Here is a 25207-nt window from a genome sequence, read left to right as displayed (position 1 = left end):
ATTTACGTTGGGGAGGTTGTTGTAACCGGCGCGCAATATAAAACCCGCGCAGGTGAAACACGGCGGCACAAAACTCTTAAGCAGGACGCAAACGGCGTCAGGACAGCGGTTGAACCGCAGATCTAGCAAGAGAGGAACGTGCACCATGGAACTTACCGCAGGTCACGTATGGGTCATGGTGGCAGCCGCGCTTGTGCTGTTCATGACACCCGGTCTGGCATTCTTCTACGGCGGCATGACACGCGCCAAGGCAGCCCTGAACATGATGATGATGAGCTTCATCTCCATCGGCATCGTCGGCGTTGTCTGGGTGCTGTGGGGCGCGTCAATGAGCTCCGGCGAAGGCTTCATGGAAATCGTGGGCAACCCGTTCGCCACCTTCGGCCTCGAAGGCATCAATACTCCTGATGGCCTCATCAAGGTTGGCTACGCGGCCACCTTCGCCATCATCACGGTTGCGCTGATCAGTGGCGCAATCGCCGACCGCGCCAAGTTCGGCGCCTGGAGCATCTTTGTTCCGGTCTGGGTCACCCTCGTCTACTGCCCGCTGGCCTACATGGTTTGGGGCGGCGGACTGTTCGGTCCTGAAGGTGCAATCGGCAAGGCCCTCGGCCCGGCCATCGACTTCGCCGGCGGCACTGTAGTGCACATCAACGCCGGTGTGGCGGCACTCGTCCTGGTTCTCATCATCGGCAACCGCCGTGGCTTCGGCAAGGACCCGAACCACCGCCCGCACAACATCCCGTTCGTCATGCTCGGCGCAGCAATCCTGTGGTTCGGCTGGTTCGGCTTCAACGGTGGTGCAGCAACCACCGCCGAACAGGGCGGCCTGATCTGGATCAACACCCTCGCAGCTCCCGCAGCGGCCATGATCGGCTGGCTCATCACTGAACGCATCCGTGACGGACACCCGACCTCCCTCGGCGCAGCATCCGGTGTGGTTGCCGGCCTCGTGGCCATCACCCCCGCTTGTGCCAACGTCAGCCCTGTCGGCGCCCTGGGCCTCGGCGTGGTTGCCGGTGTAGCCTCGGCCCTGGCAGTCGGCCTCAAGTTCCGCTGGGGCTTCGATGACTCCCTGGATGTTGTAGGCGTCCACCTGGTATCCGGCATCATCGGCACCGTGGCACTGGGCTTCATCGCCCTTCCCACCGACGGTGTGGGCGGCGGCCTCTTCTACGGCGGCGGCATGACCCAGATGTGGGCCCAGCTCGCAGCAGCAGGCATCGCCATCGCTTTCTCGGCCATCATGACGGCCATCATCGCCTTCGCCATCCACAAGACCATGGGCTTCCGGGTCTCCACGGAGCAGGAGAACGTTGGCGTCGACCTCAGCCTCCACGCTGAGACGGCCTACGAATTCGGAGTCAACGGTCACGGTGGCAGCTTCCAGCCGCTGCACGAGGCCATGACTGGAAAGTCGGAGACAGCAGCAGCCAAGGCCCCCGCAGAAGGCAAGGAGAGTGTCCAGGCATGAAGCTCATCACAGCGATCGTCCGTCCCGAGAAGCTTGAAGCGGTCCGGGAAGGCCTCGAAGCATACGGGGTCCAGGGCCTGACGGTCAGCGCGGCCAGCGGCTACGGCCGCCAGCGCGGATACACCGAGGTGTATCGCGGAGCAGAATACAACGTGGATCTGCTGCCCAAGATCCGCATCGAGGTCCTCGCCACGGATGAGCAGGCAGACGACATCCTGGATGTCCTCATCGCCAGCTCCAACACTGGCCGCGCCGGTGACGGCAAGGTGTGGACCGTGGATGTCTACGAAGCAGTACGGGTCCGGACCGGTGAGCGCGGCGCAGCCGCGATCTAGGTTCTGACCGGATCTTATTTCCGACACAGCACAGCGGGCCGGGTACCAGTTAAGGTACCCGGCCCGCTGTTGTGTCGCCGCTGTGCTCAGTCACCAGCCCTCGCTGGTCACCAATCGTCGTTAGTCCAGGACTGTCTTTAGTCCACGACGGCGGTGGGCCAGTCCGCGGGCCCCTCGCTGCCGGCGTCGTACTCGTCCAGAGGGACGTCGCCGCTTTCCCAGGCGCGGAGGACCGGCTCGACGATCCTCCAGCAATCCTCGGCAGTGTCGCCCCGAACTGACAGGAGGGGGTCGCCGGTCAGGATGCCTTCGAGGACTTCTCCGTAGGGCAGCATTCCGGGTTCGTTGAGTTCGGCCACCAGGGTGGTTCGGTCCAGCGTGAAAATGTCGCCGGGGCCGTTCACATCGACGTCGAGCTGCAGCAGGTCCGGACCAAAGCCGATCCGCAGTTGGTTGGGAGAGTCCACGCCCGAGAAGCCCTTGGGAAGGTGGGGGACAGGGCGGAAGGTGATAACGGCCTCCTTGCGCCTGCGCCCCATGGCCTTGCCGGAGCGCAGGATGAAGGGGACGCCCTTCCAACGCCAGTTGTCGATGTCCACGCGCACTTCTGCAAGGGTTTCGGTGTTTCGTGACGGGTCCACGCCCTCCTCGGCAGCGTAGTCCGGCACGGTCCTTTCGCCGAGTGTTCCCGCTGTGTAGCGGGCTCGTCGCGTGGAATCGACGTACGGGGCCTTGACGCTGCTTGCCCGCAAGACGGTGGCCACTGCGTCACGAAGGTCCCGTTCCTCGATGGTGGCGGGAGCATCAATGGCGAGGAACGCCATGATGTGGAGGAGGTGGCTCTGGATCATGTCCCGAAGAGCCCCGGCTGTGTCGTAGTATCGGGCCCTGCCCTCAAGGGCGAGGTCCTCGTCGAAAATGACCTCCACCTTCTCGATGTGTTCGCGGTTCCAGACCGGCTCAAGGAACCTGTTGGCGAAGCGAAGGCCCAGGATGTTGAGCACCGTTGCCTTGCCCAGGAAGTGGTCCACGCGGTGGATGTGGTCCTCGGGGACCAATGCGGCCAAGGTCCTGTTCAGCTCGTGTGCGGATTCGGTACCCGACCCGAATGGCTTCTCCATGACCAACCGCGTCCCGGCTGGCATTTGTTCGGGATGGAGTACCTCGCAGGCTTTCTGGCTGACATGCGGTGGCAAAGCGAAGTAGATGGCAACCGGACCCTGAAGGCGTGCCAGCAGATCGGCCAATGGACCGTCGGCCGTGACATCAACCTGCTGGTATTCGGTGCCTTCGGCAACGGCGGCCAAAGCGGCACGCCCGGCGGTGTCGGCTGTTTTTGATGCGGCCTCGAAGGCGCCGTTAACCCTTTGCCTCCATTGCTCCGGAGACCAGGGATCGGATCCCGCGCCCACCAAACGGAGACCTGGAGCCCGCCCTGAAGCCAACAGTCCGGCCAGTCCAGGCAGGAGCAGCCTGCCGGTGAGGTCCCCGGACGCGCCGAGGATGAGCAACGTTTTTACAGTTGTTTTGCTGGTCACTGTGCCAGCATGCCATCTTGCAGGTGCGACTTGGTACCCTAGATAGTCGAGTCCCGTAGTTGAGTCGTATTTGCCGGGGCAAGAATCGTCAAGACTCTGGTGTGCCGCATTGGCCGCCATTCGTAGACCATCGAAAGAAGTGCACGGCGCGTGTTCAATTCACTCTCTGACCGGTTGACAGCAACCTTCAAGAACCTCCGTGGCAAGGGCCGCCTCACCGAGGCTGATGTCGATGCCACTGTCCGGGAGATTCGCCGCGCCCTGCTGGACGCGGATGTTGCGGTGTCCGTGGTCCGCGAGTTCACCGGCCGTATCCGCGAACGCGCCCTGGGCGCCGAGGTCTCGGGAGCGTTGAACCCGAGCCAGCAGATCGTGAAGATCGTCAACGAGGAACTCAAGGAGATCCTCGGCGGCGAGACACGACGTATCCGCCTGGCCAAGACCGGGCCCACCATCATCATGCTCGCAGGCCTCCAAGGTGCCGGTAAGACCACCCTCGCCGGCAAGCTGTCCAAGTGGCTCAAGGCGCAGGGCCACAGCCCCCTGCTGGTAGCTTGCGACCTCCAGCGCCCCAACGCTGTCACGCAGCTCCAGGTTGTTGGCCAGCGCGCCGGTGTCCCGGTGTTCGCTCCGCACCCGGGCGCAACCTCCGAACTTGAGCACCCCGCCGGCGATCCGGTGGCCGTAGCCAAGGCCGGCGTCGAGGAAGCCCGCCAGAAGCTGCACGACGTCGTCATCGTCGATACAGCCGGCCGTCTCGGCGTCGACGCCGAAATGATGGACCAGGCCCGACGCATCCGTCAGGCGATCATCCCCAACGAAGTCCTCTTCGTGATCGACTCCATGATCGGCCAGGATGCCGTCAACACGGCGATGGCCTTCGACGAAGGCGTCAATTTCACGGGCATCGTGTTGTCCAAGCTCGACGGCGACGCCCGCGGCGGTGCCGCGCTGTCGGTTGCATCCGTTACCGGTAAGCCGGTCATGTTTGCGTCCACCGGTGAAGGCCTCGACGACTTTGAGCTCTTCCACCCGGACCGTATGGCTTCGCGCATCCTGGACATGGGTGACGTCCTCACCCTGATCGAACAGGCTGAAAAGGCCTGGGACAAGGACGAAGCGGCCAGGATGGCGAAGAAGTTCGCCGACCAGGAAGACTTCACCCTGGACGACTTCCTCGCCCAGATGCAGCAGATCCGCAACATGGGCTCCATGAAGAAGATGCTCATGATGATGCCGGGTGCGCAGAACATCCGTCAGCAGCTTGAGAATTTCGACGAAAAAGAGATCGACCGCGTCGAGGCAATCGTCCGCTCCATGACTCCGCACGAGCGTGTTGCTCCCAAGATCATCAACGGCTCACGCCGCGCCCGAATCGCCAGGGGTTCAGGCGTCCACGTTTCAGAGGTCAACGGACTGCTGGAGCGTTTCGCCCAGGCCCAGAAGATGATGAAAAAACTGGCTCAAGGCGGCGGCATGCCAGGCATGCCGGGAATGCCCGGGTTGGGTGGCCCCGGCGGCGGCCGCAAGAACGGTAAGAACGCCCCCAAGAAGAAGGCCCGTTCCGGCAACCCTGCAAAGGCAGCGCAGGAACTGCGTGATGCCGAGGCCAAACGGGCCAATGCCGCTTCGGCCGCACCCACGGGTGCCGCTTTCGGACAGGGCGCCGCGGACTTCGACCCGGCGTCGCTGAATCTTCCCAAGGGCTTCGACAAGTTCCTCGGAAAGTAGATATTGCTTCCCAAGGAGCCGGGATTTCCGGCCCCTTGGGATGTCGGAGCCGTGGAATAGGCTGAACCAATGCAGAAGCAGCGCGTAGTCTTCGTTCACGGCCTGGGCACGTTCGGCGCTGCGGCATGGCCGAGGCAACATGGCATGGCCCTGGCCTATGACGCACTGTTCCTTCGGCGCCACGGCTTTGATGCCAATGCCGAACCCGTGGAATCCAGTGTGGCGGCCGACGTCGCAATTGTGATCAACGCACTGGATGATTCGGGCGGCGGCCACATCGTGGCTCACGAGCAAGGTGCCATCTCCGCCATGCTCGCAGCCATCGAACGCCCTGATCTGGTGCACTCGCTCACCCTGGTGGAGCCCGCCTGTTTGTCGTTGACGGCCGAACTTCCGGCGACGGGATCCCATCGGGCACTGATGGAACCGCTGTTCGACGTCAGGAACCAGCTCAACGACGCCGACTACCAGCGTGAGTTCTACCGCCGGGCGTTCTCTGCCGAAACCGGAGGTTTGGACAGTCCCGAAGCCCGCCGCTCCGCCCGCCGGCTGAGGCTGCAAGCGCCTCCATGGGAGGCGCCGCTCCACATCGTTCCGGGCGTTCCCACGTTGGTCCTCACCGGTGGGTGGGAACCCCTCTACGAGGAAATCGCGGCATACCTGCAGGACACCGGTGCCCTCCGCCGCGTGGCAGCGGGAGGACACCGGCCCCAGGATTCACCTGAAGGGGACCGGGCCATCCGCTCCTTTATCGCGGACGTCGGAAGGGCTATGTCAGTTCAGGCTTCCTGAGCTGGTGGTGCCTTGGCTTGCAGGGACCTGGAGTTCCGGCAAGTACACCTTCCCGCCCGAAGCCAGGAACTCCTGGCTCTTCTCGCGCATGCCGTCGTACATGCCTGCGATTGCCGCCTGGGACTCGGCTGAACCGTATTCGTCCCGGATGTCCTGGCTGATGCGCATGGAGCAGAACTTGGGGCCGCACATCGAGCAGAAGTGCGCTGTCTTTGCCGGTTCGGCCGGCAATGTTTCGTCGTGGAAGGCTTCGGCCGTCACAGGGTCCAGGGAAAGGGCAAACTGGTCCCGCCAGCGGAACTCGAAGCGTGCCTTGGACAGGGCATCGTCGCGTTCATGCGCACCAGGGTGGCCCTTGGCGAGGTCGGCTGCGTGGGCGGCGATCTTGTAGGTGATAACCCCGGTCTTGACGTCGTCCTTGTTTGGCAGGCCGAGGTGCTCTTTTGGGGTCACGTAACAGAGCATGGCTGTGCCGTACCGGGCGATTTCGGTCGCACCGATCGCCGAGGTGATGTGGTCGTAGCCGGGGGCGATGTCGGTGACCAGGGGGCCGAGCGTGTAGAACGGGGCACCCTTGCAGAGTTCCTGTTGCCGCTCCACATTCTCGCGGACCAGGTGGAATGGAACGTGGCCGGGGCCTTCCACCATGACCTGGACGTCGAACTCCCACGCGCGTTGCGTCAGCTCCGCGAGCGTGTCCAGTTCTGCAAACTGGGCGGCGTCGTTTGCGTCGGCAATGGATCCGGGGCGCAGGCCGTCGCCCAACGAGAACGAGACGTCGTACTGGGCGAAGATTTCGCACAACTCGTCAAAGTGGGTGTAGAGGAAGTTTTCCTGATGGTGTGCCAGGCACCAGCCGGCCATGATCGAACCGCCGCGCGAAACGATGCCTGTGACCCTGTTGGCTGTGAGTGGCACATACCGCAGGAGCACCCCTGCATGGATGGTCATGTAGTCCACGCCCTGCTCGCATTGCTCGATCACTGTGTCGCGGAAGATTTCCCATGTCAGTTTGTTGGCCTCGCCGTTGACCTTTTCGAGCGCCTGGTAGATCGGGACTGTGCCGATCGGAACAGGGGAGTTGCGGATGATCCATTCGCGGGTGGTGTGGATGTCATCTCCCGTGGAGAGGTCCATGACGGTATCAGCGCCCCATTGGGCGGCCCATTGCAGCTTGTCCACTTCTTCGGCGATGGAGCTGGTCACGGCCGAGTTTCCGATGTTTGCGTTGATCTTGACCAGGAAGGCCTTGCCGATGATCATCGGTTCGGATTCAGGGTGGTTGATGTTGTTGGGGATGATGGCCCGGCCTGCGGCGACCTCGCCGCGGACCAGTTCAACATCGCAGTTCTCCCGCAGCGCGACGAACTGCATCTCCGGCGTCACAACGCCCTTTTTCGCGTAGTGCATTTGGGTGACGGTCTTGCCCTCGACGGCGCGGCGGGGCACCGGTTGCGCGCCCTTCCACTCCGCTGACGCCGCACCGCGCCGGACCGCGGACTTGCCGTCGTCGAGCAGGTTCCGTTCGCGCCCGGAGTATGGTTCGGTGTCTGCCCGGCCTTGGATCCATGGTGCGCGGAACGGCTCCAGTCCCACCACAGGATCGCTGCCCGGACCCGCGGTTCGGTACACCTGCAACGGCGTATTTGCCTGCCCACTGGGGGAGGGCTCCAGCGAAATCTCGGTTATCGGCACGCGGATCCCGTTGTCGGGATCTTCCAGCCACGCCAATGAATGGGACTTCAGCGATTGCGTGACGGGTTCCGCTGATTCCAAGCCGTTACCGGCCTGGTTCTGGCCTGCGTTGGAACGATTTTGGCCTGCGTTGGAACGATTTTGGACAGGGCTGTGCTGTGTTTCGGTGGTGCTCAAAGGATTACTCACTTCCTTCGCCGGCATTACCCGGACAGGTTCAACGGTCGCAGACTGCGTCAGTCCGATCTCAGCCCCTGCAGGGGCCCCCGTGTGGTCGTAGACGAAGCTACCACAGCTCCCAACGGGCACCCAGTCACATGAACGCACCAGCTCCGAAAGCAGTGCGGCGGACTAGGCTTTTGCAATGGCCAACATCATCGAATTCAGCGGACCTGTACTCGTCTCGGCGGACGAAGAGCGCCAAGGGATGTGGTCTGTTGACGGAGTCCTTTCCTTCGAACGCCCCACGGCCCCTCCGGACCGGGTACTGGATGGCTGGGTCCTGCCGGGCTTCGTTGATGCCCACTGCCACATCGGGCTCGGCGCAGGCGGCGCGGTTGACGAGCAGGCAACCTTGGCGCAGGCGCAGGCCGACCTCGACGCCGGAACGCTGCTGATCCGTGATTGTGGATCACCCGGCGACACCCGCTGGGTTCAGCAGCGGACAGACTTGCCCCGCCTGATCAGGGCAGGACGGCACATTGCCAGGAGCCGGCGCTACCTCCGTGGCCTGGGCCACGAAATTGAACCGGAGCAGCTCGTGGAGACCGTGCGCAAGGAAGCGCGCGACGGCGACGGCTGGGTGAAACTTGTGGGCGACTGGATCGATCGCGGCGTCGGCGACCTCGCCGCGTCCTTTCCGGCAAAGATCGTCAAGGATGCCATCTCAGCTGCCCACGACGAAGGTGCCCGGGTGACGGCCCATTGCTTCGCCGAGAACACGATCGATGACATGCTCGATGCCGGCATCGACTGCATCGAACACGCCACTGGCCTCTTGCCGCGGCACATTCCGCGTTTGGTGGAACAGTCGGTGCCCATCGTGCCCACCCTGGTCAACATCGCCACCTTCCCGGATATCGCCGCGCAGGCAGCGCCAAAGTTTCCGGAGTACGCGGACCATATGATGCGCCTGTGGGAGCGTAGGCGCGAGCGTGTGCTGGAGGCCTTTGAGGCGGGGGTCTCCATCTATGCGGGAACAGATGCGGGCAGCGTGATCAAGCACGGCCGGATTGCGGATGAAATGCGGGAACTGCACGACGCCGGCCTGCCGCCGGCGGCAGTCCTGAACGCTGCGGCGTGGGGTGCCCGGAAGTGGCTGGGGGTGGAGGGGATCAGCGAGGGGGCGGGTGCCGACGTCGTCCTGTGCAGTGCCGATCCCAGGCGCCATCCGGAGACTGTATCGGAACTCAAGCACATCGTCCTCCGGGGCATCACTGTCCGTTAGGAATAAATTGAAGCTTCAAGTAATTTATAGAAGTAGAAGGTGCCGATGCGCGGCAACCTCAGAAACGGGAGCTTCACATGACCAGACCAATCAGCCAGGATCTTCTGCCTGCCGAACTCACCATGGGCACCGTCATGCTCAAGGTGGGCGACATGAAGGTCATGAGCGACTACTACCAGCGCGCCCTGGGCCTGGAGGTGGTTGCCGAACAGGATGGCGGACTGTATCTGGGGCGTGTCGGAAAGCCTGTGGTCCATCTGGCTCCGGCCTCCGGCCTGCAGATTCCCGGGCGCGGCGAAGCCGGCCTGTTCCACACGGCCATCCTGTTCCAGGACCAGCCTTCGCTGGCGGCGACCATCGCCACCGCGGCCGAGTATGAGCCCCGCGCCTTTGCGGGCAGTGCCGACCACCTCGTCAGCGAGGCGTTCTACTTCACCGACCCCGAGGGCAATGGCATTGAGCTCTACTACGACAAGCCCCGCGAACTGTGGCAGTGGGATGGCAAGAATGTGGTCATGGACAATGTTGCCCTCCCGCCCCAGCGGTTCCTGCAGCAGCACCTGAGTGAAGCTGCCGTGACCGGACAGCGCGAGGCGGCTGCCGACATCGGGCATGTGCACCTGCAGGTAGGTGATGTTGGGACTGCGCAACAGTTCTACGTCGGGACCCTGGGCTTCGAGCGCACCGCTGGATGGCATGGCCAGGCGCTGTTCGTCTCAGCCGGCGGCTATCACCACCACATGGCCATGAACGTTTGGAACAGCCGTGGCGCCGGCCCCCGGAAAGATACGCTCGGCCTGGGCGAAGTCCTGATCGAGGTCCCCGCCGCGGAAGACGTGGCGGCCTTGGGGGATCGCCTCAAGGTAGCAGGCGTGGCGCATTATCACACCGGTTCCGAGCTTCGCTTTGACGACCCCTGGAGCAACAAGCTGCGCGTCGCCGTGCGCTGAGGCGCCACTGGCGGCTCCCCGCTGCACTAGGCTGGTCAGTGGCGGCGCGGAGCCACTCGGTTCGCGTGCCGCCGCCCCGTCAGCACGAAGGAATGAGAGTACTTTCCATGGGCTTTGCCGAAATTTTTGTAGCCACCCACGACGAAGCACTCAAGCGGGCAGCTGCCCTGGATAAGGGCGCGGATGTGGTGGGTCCTGCCGTCAGGATCGATGGCATCACGGATTTTGAAGTCGAGCAGCTGGGTGACTTGGCCGGCCAGGCGGTCCATGCCGCCGGAGCTGACTATGAGCTTGCCTTGGTCGATGTCACCAGTGATGCGCTCCTGGGTGTCCCTGAAGCCATGGTGCGGGCGCTTGCCGAACTGTTGACGTACGAGAGCGAAGGTGACGCCAATGTTCTCGACGACGTAGCTGCCGCCTGGGCTGCGCAGGACGACATGCCGTTCGACGCTGCCCAATCACGCCAGTACGTCCAGCAATTGGCCGCCTTGGCCACGGACGTCGAAAAGGTGGAGCGCACCGGGCTGTACGTCTGGTCCGAATAGCGGCATCGAGTCCACGTCGCACGCAGCGTTCCAATCCTGCGAGTGAGCAACAACACACCGCACCACGTGGCGTAAGTCGTATTTACTGCGGGCATCTGGCACAATAGACAGGTACTCGATCGGTGCGGCCCCTCTCTCCGTGCTCGTATCTTGTCCTTCGAACCGTCCAGTATGGCCCGCCCCACGGGTGCAGAACGTCGGGTTCACCTCGTTTCAGAAACAGGAGTGACCACAAAAGTGGCCGTAAAGATTCGCCTTAAGCGCTTCGGTAAGATGCGCGCACCGTACTACCGCATTGTCGTCATGGATGCCCGCGCCAAGCGCGACGGCCGTGCCATCGAAGAAATCGGCAAGTACCACCCCACCGAAGAGCCGTCGTACATCGAGGTCGCTTCCGAGCGCGCCCAGTACTGGCTTTCCGTTGGCGCCCAGCCGACCGAGCAGGTTGCCGCGATCCTCAAGATCACCGGTGACTGGCAGAAGTTCAAGGGCCTGCCGGGCCAGGAAGGCACCCTGAAGACCAAAGCTCCGAAGGAAGCCTTCGTAGCCCCGGAGAAGGGTTCCGTCATCATCCCGGAAGCTATCACCAAGAAGGCCAAGAAGGACGAAGCCGAAGCTCCGGCCGAGGCTGAAGCAGAGACCACCGAGGCTGAGTAAGTTGCTGGCAGAAGCGCTCGAGCACCTGGTTCGCGGGATCGTTGACAGCCCTGAGGATGTCAAGGTCAGTGCCAAGAACAACCGCCGCGGGGAATCCCTCGAGGTGCGTGTTCACCAGGAGGACCTCGGACGGGTGATCGGCCGTCAGGGACGCACCGCACGTGCATTGCGCACTGTGGTTGCAGCCTTGGCAGGTGGCGAGCAGGTCAGGGTCGACGTCGTCGACACCGACCGCCGCCGGTAACGCGCTCAGCACTACTTGTCTTAGATCCGGCCCCTTCACCGAATATGGTGGAGGGGCCGGATTGCTTTATCCACCATTTCATCACCGTGGCTGCCCGGCGGCACGGTACACAAGAATTCAGAGGAATCCATGCAGCTCCAGGTGGCCCGGATCGGCAAACCCCACGGCATTCGCGGCGAGGTCACGGTGCAGGTACTCACCGACGCGCCTTCGGAACGATTTGTCGCAGGAACCGAATTCGTCGTGGAGCCGGTCTCGGCCGGCCCGCTGACCATCCGCAGTGCCCGGTGGAACAAGGACATCCTGCTTCTTGGCTTTGAGGAAATAGCCGACCGCAATGCTGCCGAGGCCATCCGTGGCGCGAAGCTCTTTATCGAAACAGAAGAACTCGACGACGAGGACGACGACGAAGGCTGGTACGAGCACGAACTGGTTGGCTTGGAAGCCCGGGTTGGCTCGCAGGTCGTGGGCAAGGTTGCCGCGCTGAACACCATGCCCGTCCAGGACTTGCTGATGGTCAAGACCGGCGACGGCAAGGAAATCCTTGTTCCGTTCGTGGAGGAAATCGTGCCCGAGGTCAACATTGAGGACGGATTCATCCTCATCACGCCGCCGGCCGGCCTCTTTGAGGTCAACGACGAAACGACATCGGAGCCCCAGGATGGCGCAGGGGATGATGCCTGAATGAGGATTGATGTCGTCAGTATTTTCCCCGATTACCTTGCCCCGCTTGAGCTCTCTCTCATAGGCAAGGCCCGCCAGGATGGCCTGCTGGAACTGAACGTCCATGACCTCCGCGCCTTTACAACGGACAAGCATCGGACGGTTGACGATACCCCGTACGGCGGTGGCGCCGGGATGGTCATGAAGCCGGAACCGTGGGCGCAGGCCCTTGAATCGGTTGCCACTGTCCGTGAAGGTTCCAAGCCCGTTCTGATCGTTCCTTCACCGGCAGGCGAGCGGTTCAACCAGGCGCTGGCGTATGAACTCGCCGAGCAGGACCATCTCGTGTTCGCCTGTGGTCGCTACGAAGGCATCGATGAGCGCGTTATTGATTGGGCTCATGATCACTTCACGGTACGTCCGGTCAGCTTGGGCGACTACGTGCTCAACGGCGGCGAAGTAGCCGTCCTGGCCATGGTGGAGGCCGTTGGACGCCTCCTTCCGGGAGTGGTCGGCAATCCCGAATCATTGGTTGAGGAATCCCACTCCGACGGTTTGTTGGAGTACCCCGTCTACACAAAGCCATCAGCGTGGCGGGACCATGAGGTCCCTGCCATCCTTCTCAGCGGCAACCACGGCAAGATTGCCCAGTGGCGACGCCACGAACAGTTCCGTCGCACCGCGGAACGCCGGCCTGACCTTCTGGAAGGGTTCGACGCCGGTACGCTGAGCCGCGCTGACCGCAACGCCCTCGCGGACCTCGGGTACGCGGTTGTTGACGGCCGCCTGCGCGCCCGGCCTGGTGGCGACGCCGAAAACTAAAGGTGCCTGCCGGCGTCGAACATTCCGGGAGTCCGGCAGTTGGCCGGATGCGTGCGCATGTGGCAGAATTAACCCTTGTGTCTGCTGGGCTGACACCTGCCACAGGGGGAGTTCAGCCAACAGTCGGACAACCCGGCGACACCAATCAGTGGTGGAGCCGGACACAAAGAAACTTCGGCGGAAATTTCCGGCTGGCATTCGTGCCCCGGGCTTGTTCGCCGTAACCCAAAGTGAATGACCTGTGGCGTTCACCAGGAGTGGATTAATGCATATCCTCGATAGCGTAGATGCAGCCTCGCTGCGTAGCGATGTTCCGGAGTTCCGCGCGGGCGACACCCTCAAGGTTCACGTCAACATCATCGAAGGCAAGAACTCCCGTGTCCAGGTATTCCAGGGCTTCGTCCTGGGCCGCCAGGGCGACGGCGTTCGCGAAACCTTCACCGTGCGCAAGGTTTCCTTCGGTGTCGGCGTAGAGCGTACCTTCCCGGTACACTCCCCGATCATCGACAAGATCGAGGTCGTCACCAAGGGTGACGTCCGCCGCGCCAAGCTTTACTACATGCGTGCACTGCGCGGTAAGGCTGCGAAGATCAAGGAAAAGCGCGACTTCGCCAAGTAGGTCCTGCGACTTACGCAACGGGTCCAGGATTCGTGCCCGGTTGTTCCGGAGCAATCCGCAACGCAACAGGGATACGAGTCATGGACACAACAGAACGCCAGCCCCGGAAACAGGGCTGGCGTTTTGTTTTGCTCGCACTGGTGCTTGCGGTCGCGATCAGTGGGTTGGTCCGCTCCCTGTGGCTGGATGTCTACTTCATTCCCTCTGAATCCATGGAACCCCTGCTCGGTACAGGGGACAGGATCCTGGTCTCGCGGACGGCCTTCAATACCGAACCGATACGCCGCGGCGACATCGTGGTATTCGACGGCCGCGGTTCCTTCGCCCCGCTGAGCAGCGGAAAGGGCCCGTTTGTCGACGCAGTATCGGCCGCCAGCCAATGGTTCGGACTGACCGGAAGCGAAACGATCTACGTCAAGCGGGTGATCGGAACGCCGGGGGACCACGTTCAGTGCTGCGATTCGAACGGCCTTCTCACAGTCAACGGTCAGCCGGTTGAGGAACCCTATGTCTATCCCGGAGATGAACCCAGCAAGCAGAAGTTCGACGTCGTGGTGCCTGAGGGACGCCTATGGCTGATGGGCGACCACCGCTCGCGTTCCGCCGACTCCCGAGGGTTGCTGGGCGCACCGGGTGGCGGGATGGTTCCCGTGGAACGGGTGATCGGCCGACCCGTCCAGATCATCTGGCCACTTGATAGATTTGCAGAGATGCCTCGCTCTACGCAGGCCGAAACATCGAAGAACGGACAATAGATGCCGGACAAGGCTCCAGAGAACCCCGAGCGGTACGACGACGACGCCCGGGTCTCGGACGGAACGGCGAGCTCGGCCGGTGTGGTGGAACCCCGCCAGGCCGACGACGCCGCGTCCAGCGCGCCCGGCAACAGTGGAGACAGCGGCGATCCTGGGGCCCGTGTGTCCAATGGCGGCGCCCATGCAGTGGAGAGGCCTCGCAGGAACCCGGTGCTTGTTTGGGTCAAGGAGATCGTCACGGTGGTGGCTATCGCGTTGGTGTTGTCCTTCCTCTTGAAGACATTCCTGTTCCGGGCTTTCTACATTCCATCGGAATCCATGGAAAGCACGTTGGATGTCAACGACCGCATTTTCATCAACCTCCTTGTTCCAGAACCCTTCGCTCTGCAGCATGGCGATGTTGTTGTTTTCAAAGACTCGCAGAACTGGCTGACCCCCGTTGCCAAAAAGCCGGCAGGCCCGCTGGATTGGGTGGGGGATGCCCTCGAGTTTGTGGGCTTGGCTGCCGATGACAATGAACAGCACCTCGTCAAGCGCGTGATCGGACTTCCCGGAGATCGTGTTTCGTGCTGTGACGCCCAGGGACGCGTCAGCATCAATGGTGTGCCTTTGGACGAAACGTATATCAACCCGGCCGAAGTACCACAGCCCAATCCGTTCGACATCGTGGTTCCGGAGGGCAAAGTCTGGGTGATGGGCGATAACCGAAACCATTCGGCAGATTCCAGGGCGCACCAGGAAACCAACGGCGGCTTCGTCAACATCGAGGACGTCGAGGGCAAGGCCACAGTCATTGCCTGGCCGGTCAACCGCTGGACAATTCTTGACAATTACCAGGACGTTTTCCGCGACGTCCCTGAGAGCACCCCGGCAAAGTAATGGCAACAACGGCTACCGGTCCCAAGGGCAAGACGCAGGTCAAGGTCCTCGCCAAGAAGAAGAGCAAACCGGCCACAAAGGCCAAAAGCCCTGTTGGCTTTCCCACCCTTGACATCGAAAGGTCCTTCCTCTCGCCGGGAGTACGCTTGCTTGCCGGCGTTGACGAGGTAGGCCGTGGCGCCTTGGCAGGTCCGGTCAGCGTGGGGATAGCTGTGGTCAACCTTGAGGACCACGGCTTGTTGGCCGACGTCAAGGACAGCAAGCTGCTCAAGCCCGAAGACCGGGACAGGCTCGAACCCCTGGTCCGCGACTGGGCTGTGGCCTCGGCCGTGGGGCATGCGTCCTCGCGGGAAATTGACGAGATCGGCATCATCGCTGCATTGCGGCTGGCGGGAACACGAGCGTGGTTTGAGATCCTGGCAGGCGGAATCACTCCCGATGTGGTGTTGCTGGACGGCAGCCATAATTGGCTTTCGCCGGACCTTCAAGCCTCCCTTTTTGATGCGCCCGCTACTGGACCTTGGTGCGAGGCGCCGGTACATACCCGTGTCAAAGCGGACATGAGTTGCCTCAGCGTTGCCGCAGCCAGTGTCCTGGCCAAAGTGGCCCGTGACCGCATCATGGTGGATCTCCATTCGGAGGTTCCCGCCTACGGGTGGAATGAAAACAAAGGCTATGCCACGTCCGGGCACAGGGACGTGATCCGGCTCCAAGGGCCCAGCGCCTACCACCGGACCAGCTGGAACCTGACCGGGCCACAAGCCGACTGACGTCAGCCTGGACAGTGCCGTGCTCCTCCGGCGTCCTTGGTGGCGCGGGCTGCCCTGCAGATAGTGCAAGATGGAACTATGAGCGCCGAGGACCTTGAGAACTATGAAACCGACATGGAGCTGCAGCTCTACCGCGAATACAGGGATGTTGTCGGTCTGTTCAGCTACGTCGTGGAAACCGAGCGGCGGTTCTACCTGGCCAATCATGTGGACCTTCAGGCCCGCAGCGCGGACGGCGAAGTCTACTTCGACCTGACTCTGCAGGACGCCTGGGTGTGGGATGTATACCGTTCGGCCCGTTTCGTGAAAAACGTCCGGGTGATCACCTTCAAGGATGTCAATGTCGAAGAGCTGCCCCGTAGCGAAGAGTTGTCGCTGCCGAAGGATGGCGGCCTCGGCGACCTCGGAGATCTTGGCAACTAGCTCCACCACTGTTCCTCCACAGTACTGATCCCACCGGGTTACCCACATAGCATCGTGAGGCCCTGCCGCCCGCCTGCACCAGCCTGAAAACTGGTCAGCGGAGGTGATTCTCATGAGAGCAAAAGACTTGCTGGGCCGAAACGGCGAGGCGCTGGCGGCCGGATTCCTGGAGAACCAGGGGATGCGGATCGTTGATAGGAACTGGCGATGCGCAGAGGGTGAGATCGACATCGTTGCGATCGATGGCGACACCTTGGTGGTGGCCGAAGTCAAGACCCGCCGGAGCCTGGACTATGGGCATCCGTTTGAAGCGGTGGGGACTGCCAAGCTGGCCCGGCTCCACCGGCTGGCATCGTCGTGGTGCCGGGAACACGAGCTAAGTGCGCCGCGCAGGCGGGTCGACGTCGTGTCGGTCATAGATAACGGCGTGGGCGAGCCTGAGCTTGAACACCTGCGGGGCGTGGGCTGAATGGGGGTGGGACGCAGCTACTGTGTTGCCTTGGTTGGCCTCAACGGCTACATCGTGGAGGTAGAAGCCGATATAGGCCAGACCCTGCCGAATTTCGTGATCCTGGGGCTACCGGACGCAGCCCTCAACGAGGCCAAGGAGCGAATCCGATCTGCAGCCCAAAACTCCGGGATACCCCTGAGCCGGCGCAAGATCACAGCCAACCTGATACCGGCGTCCCTTCCAAAACGGGGGTCGGGCTTTGACCTCGCCATCGCTATGTCAGTTCTTTGCGCGGCGAACGATATCCGCTCCATTGGAGGGACTGTCTTCATTGCGGAGCTGGGTTTGGATGGCAGGCTAAGGCCGGTCAGGGGCATCCTTCCCGCGGTAATGGCGGCCGTCCAGGCCGGCTACCCGGATGTCGTAGTGGCAGAGTCCAACGCCGCTGAGGCGTCACTGGTCCCCGGTGCCAAGGTTCGCGGCTACAAGACGCTTGCCCGCCTCGCCTTCGACTTCGGCGCAGACCCCAAGGAGCTCGCGCTCGAGTACGACCCTCCGAACGTGGATGCCCCGGATGAGGAGACCGACGCCGCGTGCATCGTCCCGGATCTTTGCGACGTATCCGGGCAAGGCGAGGCACGCCGCGCACTTGAGGTAGCGGCCGCGGGTGGACACCACATGCTTCTGACCGGGCCGCCCGGGGCCGGAAAGACAATGCTGGCCGAGCGTTTGCCAGGGTTGCTCCCGAACCTGGCAGACACGGCTGCAATGGAAGTCACGGCCATCCGCTCCTTGGCTGCGGTGCAGTCCTCGGCCGTCCGCTTGGTACGCAGGCCTCCTTTCGAGAATCCACATCACAGTGCCACCGCAGCAGCAATCATCGGAGGTGGGTCAGGGCTTCCCCGGCCGGGGGCAGCTTCGCGGGCGCATCGCGGCGTGTTGTTCCTTGATGAGGCCCCGGAGTATGAGCGCCGGGTCCTCGATGCCTTACGGCAGCCCTTGGAGAGCGGGGAACTGGTCATTCATCGTTCGGCGGGAACGGCAGCATACCCGGCACGTTTTCAGCTCGTCCTGGCAGCCAACCCCTGCCCGTGCGGCAAGGCATCCGGCAAAGGCATGGATTGCACCTGCACTGCCATGATGCGCCGCCGGTACTTCGGTCGGATTTCGGGTCCCCTGTTGGATCGCGTGGACATCCAGCTACAGGTTGAACGGGTTTCCTTGGCTGATTTCGGGAATGCAGGCACGGAAGAGGATACCGGCACCGTGGCCGCCCGGGTTCTGGCTGCCAGGTTGCGACAGTACGAGCGACTGCAGCCTTTGGGGCTGGAAACCAACTCGCAGGTACCGGGACGGACCTTGAGGGGTGACTTGCGGCTACCTGCCGGAACAACGCGCATTCTGGACACCGCGCTGGAACGGGGCGCCCTGACCGCTCGAGGCTACGATCGCGTGCTCAGGCTGGCATGGACACTGGCAGACCTGGGACACAGCGAGACTCCGGATATTGACCACATTGGCCAAGCCCTCGGGCTCCGCCAGGCGGCGGCCGCACCATGAGCAATAGCGACACGAAGGGAACGATGGAAGTGGCCGCAGTGGAGAAGCAGGACAAGGAAAGGATTGCCAGGGCAGCCCTTGCGCGCCTCATGGAGCCCCAGGACTCCGTGGGGCTCGCACTGGTGCGGGCCGTTGGGCCCATCGACGCCTTGGGGGTGGCAACCGGGGAGCTGGCAGCAGGTCCGCGTCTGGAGCAGGAGATATCCGCCCTGCTCGTTGACGAAGGAGGTCCGGCCTCGTGGGCAGGGCTTCCAGCCAGCCTCCGGCGATGGGCGCCACGTGTCAGCGACCTTGCCCCGGACCGTGACCTTGAAACCATGCGCCGGCTCGGTGGCCGGTTGATCGTTCCGGGAGATGGGCTGTGGCCGGAGCAATTAGGGGACCTTGGGCTCCAGGAGCCGCTTTGCCTGTGGTGGAGGGGCCAGGAGCAACCCCTGCCCGCTGCCCGTCGAATGATCGCCCTCGTGGGATCGAGGGACAGCACAAGCTACGGGGCCTCCGTCACTGGAGACTTCGCCTATGGATTGGCGCAGCGTGGTTACACGGTGGTCTCGGGCGGAGCTTATGGCATCGACGCCCATGCACATCGCGGGGCGCTCAGCGGAGGGGCCTCAGACCTGCCCACCATAGCCGTCATGGCCGGGGGAGTGGACCGATTCTATCCTTCGGGCAACGACGACCTCCTCAGGGCGGTCTCCACCCAAGGGGCTGTGATCTCAGAGGTTCCCCCCGGGTCCGCGCCAACCCGCTACAGGTTCCTGCAAAGAAATCGGATCATCGCTGCCTTGGCGTCAGTCACCGTGGTGGTGGAGGCGCGCTGGCGTTCCGGCGCCCTCAATACAGCCAATCATGCTGAATCCATCGGCAGGGTTGTTGCAACAGTTCCGGGGTCCATTCACAGCGCCAACTCCGCAGGCTGCCACCGCCTGCTCCGGGATGGTGGCGCTGTTTGTGTCACGGACGTAGGCGAGATCGCGGAGCTTGCCGGCGGAATGGGCGAATCCACCAGTGAGGAAAGGAGTACTGATGCGGCAGTGCATGACGGCCTGGCCCTGGAGGACCTTCTCCTCCTCGACGCTTTGCCGGTCCGTTCCACGAGCTCGGTGGAGAAACTGGCAGTGGTGGCAGGCCTCAGCGTGGATGCCGTGCGCGCGGGCCTCGGCCGACTGGGACTGATGGGGTTGGCCCGATCGGAACGAGGCGCCTGGAAAAGGGACAAGAACACATAGGCGGTCCGGAAGATCATGTTGATACGCCTTGTTCTTGCCGGATGCTGGCACAGTTGTATCCGTGGACGGACAATCACTTCCCGCATCGATGCAAAGCGCAGTAGAAGGCTTTCGGCGCTATCTTGAGGGTGAACGCGCCAGATCTGCGCACACGGTCCGCGCATACCTCGCTGATGTGGAAAGTCTCCTCGGATTTGCCGTGCAGGAGGGTGTGGAGGAACTGGGGCAATTGGAGCTCGGTTCCCTACGGCGTTGGCTCGGCGCGCAGAGCGAGGCGGGCATGGCCCGGGCAACCCTGGCACGTCGTGCGGCGACCGCCAGGTCCTTCACGGGATGGGCTCTGAGGGAGGAACTCATTTCCATCGACCCGGCCGTCCGGCTGCAGGCGCCCAAGCGCGACAAATCTCTGCCGGGCGTCCTGCAACAGAAACAGGTAAACCGGATCGTGGATGATCTGAACACTGCGGCTGTAGACGGTGGTCCCATGGCCGTGCGGAATCGCGCCATGGTGGAACTGCTTTATGCCACGGGCGTCCGGGTCGGCGAGCTTGCCGGCCTGGATATGGATGACCTGGACCCCGACCGACGGACATTGCGCGTCCTGGGTAAGGGCAACAAGGAGCGTACTGTGCCATACGGTGTTCCGGCAGCTGTTGCAGTAGACGACTGGCTCAGGCGAGGTCGTCCCGCTCTGCTGACGGCCACCAGCGGACCCGCCCTGTTCCTCGGCGCACGGGGCAACAGGGTTGATCCCCGTCAGATCCGGTCCGTAGTGAACGAACTGCTGCAGGCTTTGGGGGATACCTCTGCGACGGGCCCCCATGCACTGAGGCACAGCGCCGCCACCCACCTGCTGGACGGCGGTGCCGATTTACGCGCCGTCCAGGAGATTCTCGGTCACAGCAGCCTGGCAACCACGCAGATCTATACCCACGTCTCCGTTGACCGACTCCGCAAGAGCTATCAGCAGGCACACCCACGGGCGTGAACAAGTCCTCCCAAGAGCCGCACTGGCGGAAACGGGCAGCGTGCGGCAAAATAAGAGCACCATGGGGAAACCTTCGATTCACAGTTGAGGGTTACATCTGTGCCAAGATCGTCAGTAGCACTTCGCACAACTGAATAGCCTGTCAGGGTCCGCCTCTTCCAAGGGCATCCGGCAGCAACAGCAAACATCCAGGCAGAGGTCGTTGGGGAAGACGTACCTACAGCTATGGAGGATGGAATGTCTGTTGCAACAACCCGCGGTGTCCTGTTTGTGCACTCGGCCCCGACGGCACTTTGCCCGCATGTTGAGTGGGCCATCGGATCGGTCGTTGACAAGCGGACCGATCTTGAGTGGACCCCTCAACCCGCCGCTCCCGGGATGTTCCGGGCCGAATTGTCATGGACGGGAACGCCCGGTACTGGGGCGCAGTTGGCCTCGGCCCTTCGGGGCTGGGCGCACCTGCGCTACGAGGTCACCGAGGAACCAAGCCAGGGAGTGGATGGGGCACGATGGTCCCACACCCCGGAGCTGGGTATTTTCCATGCCGTCACTGATGTCCACGGCAACATCATGGTGACCGAAGACCGAATCCGATACGCGTACGAGTCCGGTGCTGGAGATCCCTCAGCCGTTTACCACGAGCTCTCACTGGCCCTCGGCGAGGCCTGGGATGAAGAGCTTGAGCCCTTCCGTCACGCAGCTGAAGGTGCCCCCGTGCGCTGGTTGCACCAGGTCGGCTAGCACGACGAGGCAACGGACACCCCATAGCAACGAAGAGGGCCCCACCGGTTGGTGGGGCCCTCTTCATGTCTCATCTCATCGGCAGCGAACCGGGCTTAGACGTTCCTGACCGCGATGACGGCGTTGTGTCCGCCGAAACCGAAGGAGTTGCTCAACGCGACGATATCGCCGGCAGGCAAGTCCCGGACCGATGTCACGACGTCAAGCGGGATCTCCGGATCCTGGTTCTCAAGGTTGATGGTGACCGGTGCCTTGCGCTCATAGACGGCCAGCACTGTCAGGACAGCCTCAACGGCGCCTGAAGCGCCCAGGAGGTGGCCCATCTGGGACTTGGTGGCGGAGACCGCGACATTGTCCACATGGGTCCCCAACGCGGCACGCAGGGCCGTGTACTCGGGCTTGTCGCCAACCGGGGTGGACGTGGCATGCGCGTTGACGTGGACTACGTCCTCAGCCTGGATCCGGCCATCAAACATGGCGGCCTTCAGGGCACGCGTTGCACCCAGGCCCTCGGGGTCCGGTGCCGTGATGTGGTAGGCATCCGCAGTTACCGATGTGCCAGCGAGTTCGGCGTAGATGCGCGCTCCACGGGCGATTGCGTGCTCTTCGGCTTCGAGAACCAAAGCGCCGGCACCTTCGCCCATGACGAAGCCGTCACGGTCGATGTCGTAAGGGCGGGACGCGCGTTCCGGCTCGTCGTTGCGACGGGAGAGCGCCTGCATGGAGGAGAAAGCGGCCAAGGGCATCGGGTGGATGGCAGCTTCCGCGCCACCGCACACTACGACGTCGGCCTTGCCTGAACGGATGAGCTCCAGGCCGAGATGGAGGGCTTCCGTGCCTGATGCACAGGCTGAGACGGGAGTGTGCGCTCCAGCGCGGGCGCCGAGGTCGAGGCTGACCGCCGCCGCTACGCCATTGGGCATGAGCATGGGAACGGTCATGGGCAGGACCCGGCGGGGGCCCCTGTCCCTGAGGGTGTCCCAGGCATCCAGAAGGGTCCAGACGCCGCCGATGCCGGTGGCAAAAGCAACAGCCAGGCGGTCGTGGTCGAGGTCCTCGATCCCGGAGTCGGCCCAGGCTTCACGTGCTGCGATGACGCCAAACTGGGTGGATGGGTCCATACGCTTGGCCTCAACCCGGCTCAGGACCTCAAGGGCCGGCGTCGAGCACCGGGCAGCAAAGTGGACGGGGAGGTCGTACTTGGCCACCCACTCGTCTTCGAGCGTGCGGGCGCCGGAGACCCCTTTCAGCGCGTTCTGCCACATTGTGGGTACGTCGCCGCCGATGGGAGTGGTGGCCCCCAGACCGGTTATGACTACTTTGCGTGCCATGCGATCACTCTCTGTCGGATCAGCCGTTCCGCCTGCAGGGATTCACAGGGGAAGGCTACAAAATCTTTGGGCGTTACTGCGGCTGTGCCGGGCGCAAGGATAGGAATCCCGGCCCGGCACAGCTGGTGTCAGGACTAGGCCTGTGCGTTGGCGATGAAGCTGACGGCGTCGCCGACGGTCTTGAGGTTCTTGACCTCTTCGTCGGGGATGCGAACGCCGAACTTCTCTTCAGCGTTGACAACGATCGTCATCATGGAGATGGAGTCGATGTCCAGGTCCTCGGTGAAGGACTTGTCCAGCTCCACGGCTTCGGTGGCGAGGCCCGTCTCTTCGTTGACGATTTCAGCCAGGCCGGCCAGGATTTCTTCGTTGCTAGCCATTGTTGGCTCCTTTTCTTGTTGTACCGGCTACTGCCGGAAAGGGGGCAAACCGCGGGTTGCGGTTTGGGTTTGTAAGTCGTATTCAGTTGGCTGGAGGCTGCAGGCCAATCCAGGTCTACGGCAGAACTACTACCTGGGCGCCGAAGACCAGTCCCGCGCCGAACCCGATCTGCAGGGCCAGGCCGCCGCTCAACTCAGGGTTTTCCTGAAGCAAGCGGTGCGTTGCCAGCGGGATGGAAGCCGCGGACGTATTGCCCGCCTGGGCGATGTCGCGGCCGATGACAACGGATTCGGGAAGCTTGAGCTTCTTGACCATCTCGTCGATGATTCGCATGTTTGCCTGATGCGGTACAAACGCGGCGAGATCGGTGGCCTCGATGCCGGCGGCGTCCAAGGCCTGCTGGGCTACCTTTGCCATTTCCCAAACTGCCCAGCGGAACACAGTCTGGCCGTCCTGGCGCAGTGTCGGCCAGACGTCCTGGGTTGCCGAGAGAATGGCGGGGTCGTCGATTTCGTCGGAGTGGCGGGCCGATTCGCCCAGCTTCTTGACGTCTTCAAGGGAGTGGGTCATGCCAATGGCGTCCCACTTGCTGCCGTCCGAGCCCCACACCGAAGGCCCGATTCCCGGGGTGTCGGATGGGCCCACTACGACAGCGCCGGCGCCGTCGCCGAGGAGGAAGGAAATGGTGCGTTCGTGGTTGTCGATGACATCGGAGAGTTTCTCCGCGCCCACGACCAAAACGTACTCGGCTGCGCCGGAACGGACCAGGGCGTCGGCCTGGGCCACGCCATAGCAATACCCTGCGCAGGCGGCCGAGATGTCGTAGGCGGGTGCCGGCGTCGCGCCCAAACGATCAGTGAGTGCAGCGGCAGCTGACGGCGTCGCGTACGGGTGCGTCACAGTGGACACAATCACGGCACCGAGTTGGGATGCTTCGATACCCGCCTGCTGGAGCGCCTCGCGTGCGGCGCCTTCGGCCATGTCGATGACGCTGACGTCAGCTGTTGCGCGGTGGCGTGTGATGATTCCGGTGCGTTGGCGGATCCATTCGTCCGAAGAGTCGATCCACTGGCAGACGTCGTCGTTGGTGACGATGACGTCGGGGCGGTAGGCGCCGATACCCAGGATGCGGGCGTTCTCGTTGACGGCAGCCTTGTTCAATACGGGAGTGCTCATGCTTGTCCCTCCAATTCGGCGAAGAGTGCGAGAGCCGCGGACAGGTCATCCGGGGTCTTGACGGCAACTGTCTTGACGCCGGGCATTCCGCGCTTGGCCAAGCCGGCGAGGGTGCCGGCGGGGGCAAGTTCGATGACCCCGGTGACGCCGCGCGCAACCAGCGTTTCCATGCACTTGTCCCAACGGACAGGGCGGGAGACCTGGGCGATCAGGCTGTCTACAGCGGCAGGTCCTCCGGTGACCTCCTGGCCGTCGTAGTTCGACAGCAGCGGTACAGCCGGATTCTGAGGAGACAGCGACGGCTTGAGGGATTCGAGCGCGCTGACGGCCGGAGCCATGTGCGAGGTGTGGAATGCGCCCGCGACCTTGAGGGGGATCACGCGTGCCTTCGCCGGGGGGTTGTCTGCGAGGACTTTGAGCTGGTCGAAGGTACCGGCGGCAACTGTCTGGCCTGCGCCGTTGACGTTCGCGGGAGTTGCGCCGGATGCCTCGATGGCCGCCAGGACCTCGGCGGGGTCGCCTCCGACGACAGCGCTCATCCCGGTGGGGGTCACTGCGGCTGCCGCGGCCATGCTGTTGGCGCGTTCCCGGACGAAGGTCATGGCTTCGGCCTCGGTGAGGACGCCTGCCAGGGCCGAAGCCGTGATCTCGCCAACGGAGTGCCCGGCGAGGATGACAGGAAGGGTGCTGAGTTCGACGTCGAACAAAGACTTGGCGGCTACGAGGCCGGCTGCAACAATCAGCGGCTGAGCCACCGCAGTGTCTTTGATGGTCTCTTCGTCCGAGGTGGTTCCGTGGGCCTTGAGGTCAATGCCTGCGATCTCGCTCAGGGAGGCCAATTGGCCTTCGACGGAAGGGAGTTCCAGCCAAGGGGCTAAAAATCCGGGGGTCTGGGAGCCCTGTCCAGGGCAGACGATTGCAAGCACGTATCCAGCTTTCCAAATTGCCACGTGATCCACTGGTGTTTCGGTACACCAAGCTCACTGGGTCAGTTTGTAGGAAGTCTACAAC

Annotated in this window: 27 protein-coding genes and 1 riboswitch; of the genes, 21 read left to right on the top strand and 6 right to left on the bottom strand. The window is 63.0% G+C overall.

What is annotated here, in order from left to right:
• The first annotated feature begins 145 nt into the window (after window positions 1–145).
• Both J3D46_RS18640 and J3D46_RS18635 read left to right on the top strand, forming a co-directional pair.
• Entirely contained in the window at window positions 146–1474 is a 1329-nt protein-coding gene (locus J3D46_RS18640; RefSeq protein WP_253468452.1) for an ammonium transporter, read from the top strand.
• The gene (locus tag J3D46_RS18635; RefSeq protein WP_017199639.1) at window positions 1471–1809 is read left to right on the top strand and encodes a P-II family nitrogen regulator; all 339 of its coding nucleotides are present in this window, start codon (window positions 1471–1473) and stop codon (window positions 1807–1809) included. The genes J3D46_RS18640 and J3D46_RS18635 overlap by 4 nt, the downstream gene beginning before the upstream one ends.
• A 137-nt stretch (window positions 1810–1946) precedes the next feature.
• On the opposite strand, the gene J3D46_RS18630 is transcribed toward J3D46_RS18635, so the two are convergent.
• Complete coding sequence (locus J3D46_RS18630) at window positions 1947–3467, bottom strand: glucose-6-phosphate dehydrogenase (protein WP_231343446.1); 1521 nt, start codon at window positions 3465–3467, stop codon at window positions 1947–1949.
• 30 nt (window positions 3468–3497) lie between these two features.
• Here J3D46_RS18630 and ffh point away from each other — a divergent pair, with 30 nt between their 5' ends.
• Together ffh and J3D46_RS18620 are read left to right on the top strand one after the other, a co-directional pair.
• The gene (gene ffh, locus J3D46_RS18625) at window positions 3498–5078 is read left to right on the top strand and encodes a signal recognition particle protein (protein WP_231343445.1); all 1581 of its coding nucleotides are present in this window, start codon (window positions 3498–3500) and stop codon (window positions 5076–5078) included.
• 69 nt (window positions 5079–5147) lie between these two features.
• On the top strand, window positions 5148–5870 hold the full coding sequence (locus J3D46_RS18620) for an alpha/beta fold hydrolase (RefSeq protein ID WP_231343444.1): 723 nt from the start codon (window positions 5148–5150) through the stop codon (window positions 5868–5870).
• On the opposite strand, the gene thiC is transcribed toward J3D46_RS18620, so the two are convergent.
• A complete protein-coding gene (gene thiC / locus J3D46_RS18615) occupies window positions 5853–7742 on the bottom strand; it encodes a phosphomethylpyrimidine synthase ThiC (RefSeq protein ID WP_253468451.1) in 1890 nt (629 codons plus the stop codon). The two genes, J3D46_RS18620 and thiC, sit on opposite strands and share 18 nt — an antisense overlap.
• A riboswitch (TPP riboswitch) is annotated at window positions 7738–7845 on the bottom strand. It overlaps the preceding gene by 5 nt.
• Before the next feature lie 84 nt (window positions 7846–7929).
• On the opposite strand from thiC, the gene J3D46_RS18610 reads away from it, so the two are divergent.
• The 17 genes from J3D46_RS18610 to J3D46_RS18530 all read left to right on the top strand — a co-directional run bounded on the left by J3D46_RS18610 (window position 7930) and on the right by J3D46_RS18530 (window position 21308).
• Window positions 7930–9012 carry an amidohydrolase family protein gene (locus J3D46_RS18610; RefSeq protein ID WP_253468450.1) on the top strand — a complete coding sequence of 361 codons (1083 nt, stop codon included), beginning with the start codon at window positions 7930–7932 and terminating at the stop codon, window positions 9010–9012.
• A 77-nt stretch (window positions 9013–9089) separates the two neighbouring features.
• Window positions 9090–9962 carry a VOC family protein gene (locus J3D46_RS18605; protein WP_253468448.1) on the top strand — a complete coding sequence of 291 codons (873 nt, stop codon included), beginning with the start codon at window positions 9090–9092 and terminating at the stop codon, window positions 9960–9962.
• 107 nt (window positions 9963–10069) lie between these two features.
• The gene (locus J3D46_RS18600) at window positions 10070–10507 is read left to right on the top strand and encodes a hypothetical protein (RefSeq protein ID WP_253468446.1); all 438 of its coding nucleotides are present in this window, start codon (window positions 10070–10072) and stop codon (window positions 10505–10507) included.
• A 237-nt stretch (window positions 10508–10744) separates the two neighbouring features.
• Window positions 10745–11164: a 30S ribosomal protein S16 gene (gene rpsP / locus J3D46_RS18595; RefSeq protein ID WP_017199647.1), complete on the top strand. Its 420-nt coding sequence runs from the start codon at window positions 10745–10747 to the stop codon at window positions 11162–11164.
• A gap of 1 nt (window position 11165) precedes the next feature.
• Window positions 11166–11408 carry an RNA-binding protein gene (locus J3D46_RS18590; RefSeq protein WP_011775119.1) on the top strand — a complete coding sequence of 81 codons (243 nt, stop codon included), beginning with the start codon at window positions 11166–11168 and terminating at the stop codon, window positions 11406–11408.
• 129 nt (window positions 11409–11537) lie between these two features.
• Window positions 11538–12092 carry a ribosome maturation factor RimM gene (rimM, locus tag J3D46_RS18585; RefSeq protein ID WP_231343175.1) on the top strand — a complete coding sequence of 185 codons (555 nt, stop codon included), beginning with the start codon at window positions 11538–11540 and terminating at the stop codon, window positions 12090–12092.
• Complete coding sequence (gene trmD, locus J3D46_RS18580) at window positions 12093–12893, top strand: tRNA (guanosine(37)-N1)-methyltransferase TrmD (RefSeq protein ID WP_253468444.1); 801 nt, start codon at window positions 12093–12095, stop codon at window positions 12891–12893. It begins immediately after the preceding gene.
• Window positions 12894–13158: 265 nt separating this feature from the next.
• Window positions 13159–13512 (top strand): 50S ribosomal protein L19, encoded by a 354-nt coding sequence (gene rplS, locus J3D46_RS18575; protein WP_090818948.1) that lies wholly within the window; start codon window positions 13159–13161, stop codon window positions 13510–13512.
• Window positions 13513–13592: 80 nt separating this feature from the next.
• Window positions 13593–14267 (top strand): signal peptidase I, encoded by a 675-nt coding sequence (gene lepB / locus J3D46_RS18570; RefSeq protein ID WP_231343169.1) that lies wholly within the window; start codon window positions 13593–13595, stop codon window positions 14265–14267.
• A complete protein-coding gene (lepB, locus tag J3D46_RS18565) occupies window positions 14268–15146 on the top strand; it encodes a signal peptidase I (RefSeq protein WP_253468441.1) in 879 nt (292 codons plus the stop codon). It begins immediately after the preceding gene.
• Window positions 15146–15916: a ribonuclease HII gene (locus J3D46_RS18560; RefSeq protein ID WP_253468439.1), complete on the top strand. Its 771-nt coding sequence runs from the start codon at window positions 15146–15148 to the stop codon at window positions 15914–15916. Before lepB (J3D46_RS18565) ends, J3D46_RS18560 begins: the two co-directional genes overlap by 1 nt.
• 78 nt (window positions 15917–15994) lie before the next feature.
• Window positions 15995–16339 carry a DUF2469 domain-containing protein gene (locus J3D46_RS18555; protein WP_090818960.1) on the top strand — a complete coding sequence of 115 codons (345 nt, stop codon included), beginning with the start codon at window positions 15995–15997 and terminating at the stop codon, window positions 16337–16339.
• A 103-nt stretch (window positions 16340–16442) separates the two neighbouring features.
• Entirely contained in the window at window positions 16443–16808 is a 366-nt protein-coding gene (locus tag J3D46_RS18550) for a YraN family protein (RefSeq protein WP_253468438.1), read from the top strand.
• Window positions 16809–18350 (top strand): YifB family Mg chelatase-like AAA ATPase, encoded by a 1542-nt coding sequence (locus tag J3D46_RS18545; protein WP_231343160.1) that lies wholly within the window; start codon window positions 16809–16811, stop codon window positions 18348–18350.
• Window positions 18347–19579 (top strand): DNA-processing protein DprA, encoded by a 1233-nt coding sequence (gene dprA / locus J3D46_RS18540; protein WP_253468436.1) that lies wholly within the window; start codon window positions 18347–18349, stop codon window positions 19577–19579. Before J3D46_RS18545 ends, dprA begins: the two co-directional genes overlap by 4 nt.
• A gap of 88 nt (window positions 19580–19667) precedes the next feature.
• The gene (locus tag J3D46_RS18535) at window positions 19668–20567 is read left to right on the top strand and encodes a tyrosine recombinase XerC (protein WP_256492582.1); all 900 of its coding nucleotides are present in this window, start codon (window positions 19668–19670) and stop codon (window positions 20565–20567) included.
• A 237-nt stretch (window positions 20568–20804) separates the two neighbouring features.
• Window positions 20805–21308, top strand: a complete 504-nt coding sequence (locus tag J3D46_RS18530) for a DUF3145 domain-containing protein (RefSeq protein WP_026005636.1) — start codon at window positions 20805–20807, stop codon at window positions 21306–21308.
• A 95-nt stretch (window positions 21309–21403) separates the two neighbouring features.
• On the opposite strand, the gene J3D46_RS18525 is transcribed toward J3D46_RS18530, so the two are convergent.
• The 4 genes from J3D46_RS18525 to J3D46_RS18510 all read right to left on the bottom strand — a co-directional run bounded on the left by J3D46_RS18525 (window position 21404) and on the right by J3D46_RS18510 (window position 25122).
• The gene (locus J3D46_RS18525; protein WP_231343257.1) at window positions 21404–22639 is read right to left on the bottom strand and encodes a beta-ketoacyl synthase; all 1236 of its coding nucleotides are present in this window, start codon (window positions 22637–22639) and stop codon (window positions 21404–21406) included.
• A gap of 134 nt (window positions 22640–22773) precedes the next feature.
• The gene (locus J3D46_RS18520) at window positions 22774–23019 is read right to left on the bottom strand and encodes an acyl carrier protein (RefSeq protein WP_011692310.1); all 246 of its coding nucleotides are present in this window, start codon (window positions 23017–23019) and stop codon (window positions 22774–22776) included.
• A gap of 115 nt (window positions 23020–23134) precedes the next feature.
• Window positions 23135–24196 (bottom strand): beta-ketoacyl-ACP synthase III, encoded by a 1062-nt coding sequence (locus J3D46_RS18515; RefSeq protein ID WP_253468434.1) that lies wholly within the window; start codon window positions 24194–24196, stop codon window positions 23135–23137.
• Window positions 24193–25122, bottom strand: coding sequence for an ACP S-malonyltransferase (locus J3D46_RS18510; protein WP_231343253.1), 930 nt, complete (start codon window positions 25120–25122; stop codon window positions 24193–24195). Before J3D46_RS18510 ends, J3D46_RS18515 begins: the two co-directional genes overlap by 4 nt.
• Window positions 25123–25207: the final 85 nt, after the last annotated feature.

It is taken from the genome of Paenarthrobacter sp. A20, assembly GCF_024168825.1.
Lineage (GTDB): Bacteria > Actinomycetota > Actinomycetes > Actinomycetales > Micrococcaceae > Arthrobacter.
The sequence above is the reverse complement of the archived record's forward strand: the minus strand, read 5'-3'. Positions and strand labels throughout refer to the sequence as shown.

Excerpts from the sequence above, each read along its gene's own strand:
- J3D46_RS18640 (WP_253468452.1), top strand. The coding sequence starts at position 146 with ATGGAACTTACCGCAGGTCACGTATGGGTCATGGTGGCAGCCGCGCTT.
- J3D46_RS18635 (WP_017199639.1), top strand. The coding sequence starts at position 1,471 with ATGAAGCTCATCACAGCGATCGTCCGTCCCGAGAAGCTTGAAGCGGTC.
- J3D46_RS18630 (WP_231343446.1), bottom strand. The coding sequence starts at position 3,467 with ATGGCGGCCAATGCGGCACACCAGAGTCTTGACGATTCTTGCCCCGGC.
- J3D46_RS18620 (WP_231343444.1), top strand. The coding sequence starts at position 5,148 with ATGCAGAAGCAGCGCGTAGTCTTCGTTCACGGCCTGGGCACGTTCGGC.
- J3D46_RS18610 (WP_253468450.1), top strand. The coding sequence starts at position 7,930 with ATGGCCAACATCATCGAATTCAGCGGACCTGTACTCGTCTCGGCGGAC.
- J3D46_RS18605 (WP_253468448.1), top strand. The coding sequence starts at position 9,090 with ATGACCAGACCAATCAGCCAGGATCTTCTGCCTGCCGAACTCACCATG.
- J3D46_RS18600 (WP_253468446.1), top strand. The coding sequence starts at position 10,070 with ATGGGCTTTGCCGAAATTTTTGTAGCCACCCACGACGAAGCACTCAAG.
- rimM (WP_231343175.1), top strand. The coding sequence starts at position 11,538 with ATGCAGCTCCAGGTGGCCCGGATCGGCAAACCCCACGGCATTCGCGGC.
- trmD (WP_253468444.1), top strand. The coding sequence starts at position 12,093 with ATGAGGATTGATGTCGTCAGTATTTTCCCCGATTACCTTGCCCCGCTT.
- rplS (WP_090818948.1), top strand. The coding sequence starts at position 13,159 with ATGCATATCCTCGATAGCGTAGATGCAGCCTCGCTGCGTAGCGATGTT.
- lepB (WP_231343169.1), top strand. The coding sequence starts at position 13,593 with ATGGACACAACAGAACGCCAGCCCCGGAAACAGGGCTGGCGTTTTGTT.
- lepB (WP_253468441.1), top strand. The coding sequence starts at position 14,268 with ATGCCGGACAAGGCTCCAGAGAACCCCGAGCGGTACGACGACGACGCC.
- J3D46_RS18560 (WP_253468439.1), top strand. The coding sequence starts at position 15,146 with ATGGCAACAACGGCTACCGGTCCCAAGGGCAAGACGCAGGTCAAGGTC.
- J3D46_RS18555 (WP_090818960.1), top strand. The coding sequence starts at position 15,995 with ATGAGCGCCGAGGACCTTGAGAACTATGAAACCGACATGGAGCTGCAG.
- J3D46_RS18545 (WP_231343160.1), top strand. The coding sequence starts at position 16,809 with ATGGGGGTGGGACGCAGCTACTGTGTTGCCTTGGTTGGCCTCAACGGC.
- dprA (WP_253468436.1), top strand. The coding sequence starts at position 18,347 with ATGAGCAATAGCGACACGAAGGGAACGATGGAAGTGGCCGCAGTGGAG.
- J3D46_RS18535 (WP_256492582.1), top strand. The coding sequence starts at position 19,668 with ATGCAAAGCGCAGTAGAAGGCTTTCGGCGCTATCTTGAGGGTGAACGC.
- J3D46_RS18530 (WP_026005636.1), top strand. The coding sequence starts at position 20,805 with ATGTCTGTTGCAACAACCCGCGGTGTCCTGTTTGTGCACTCGGCCCCG.
- J3D46_RS18525 (WP_231343257.1), bottom strand. The coding sequence starts at position 22,639 with ATGGCACGCAAAGTAGTCATAACCGGTCTGGGGGCCACCACTCCCATC.
- J3D46_RS18520 (WP_011692310.1), bottom strand. The coding sequence starts at position 23,019 with ATGGCTAGCAACGAAGAAATCCTGGCCGGCCTGGCTGAAATCGTCAAC.
- J3D46_RS18515 (WP_253468434.1), bottom strand. The coding sequence starts at position 24,196 with ATGAGCACTCCCGTATTGAACAAGGCTGCCGTCAACGAGAACGCCCGC.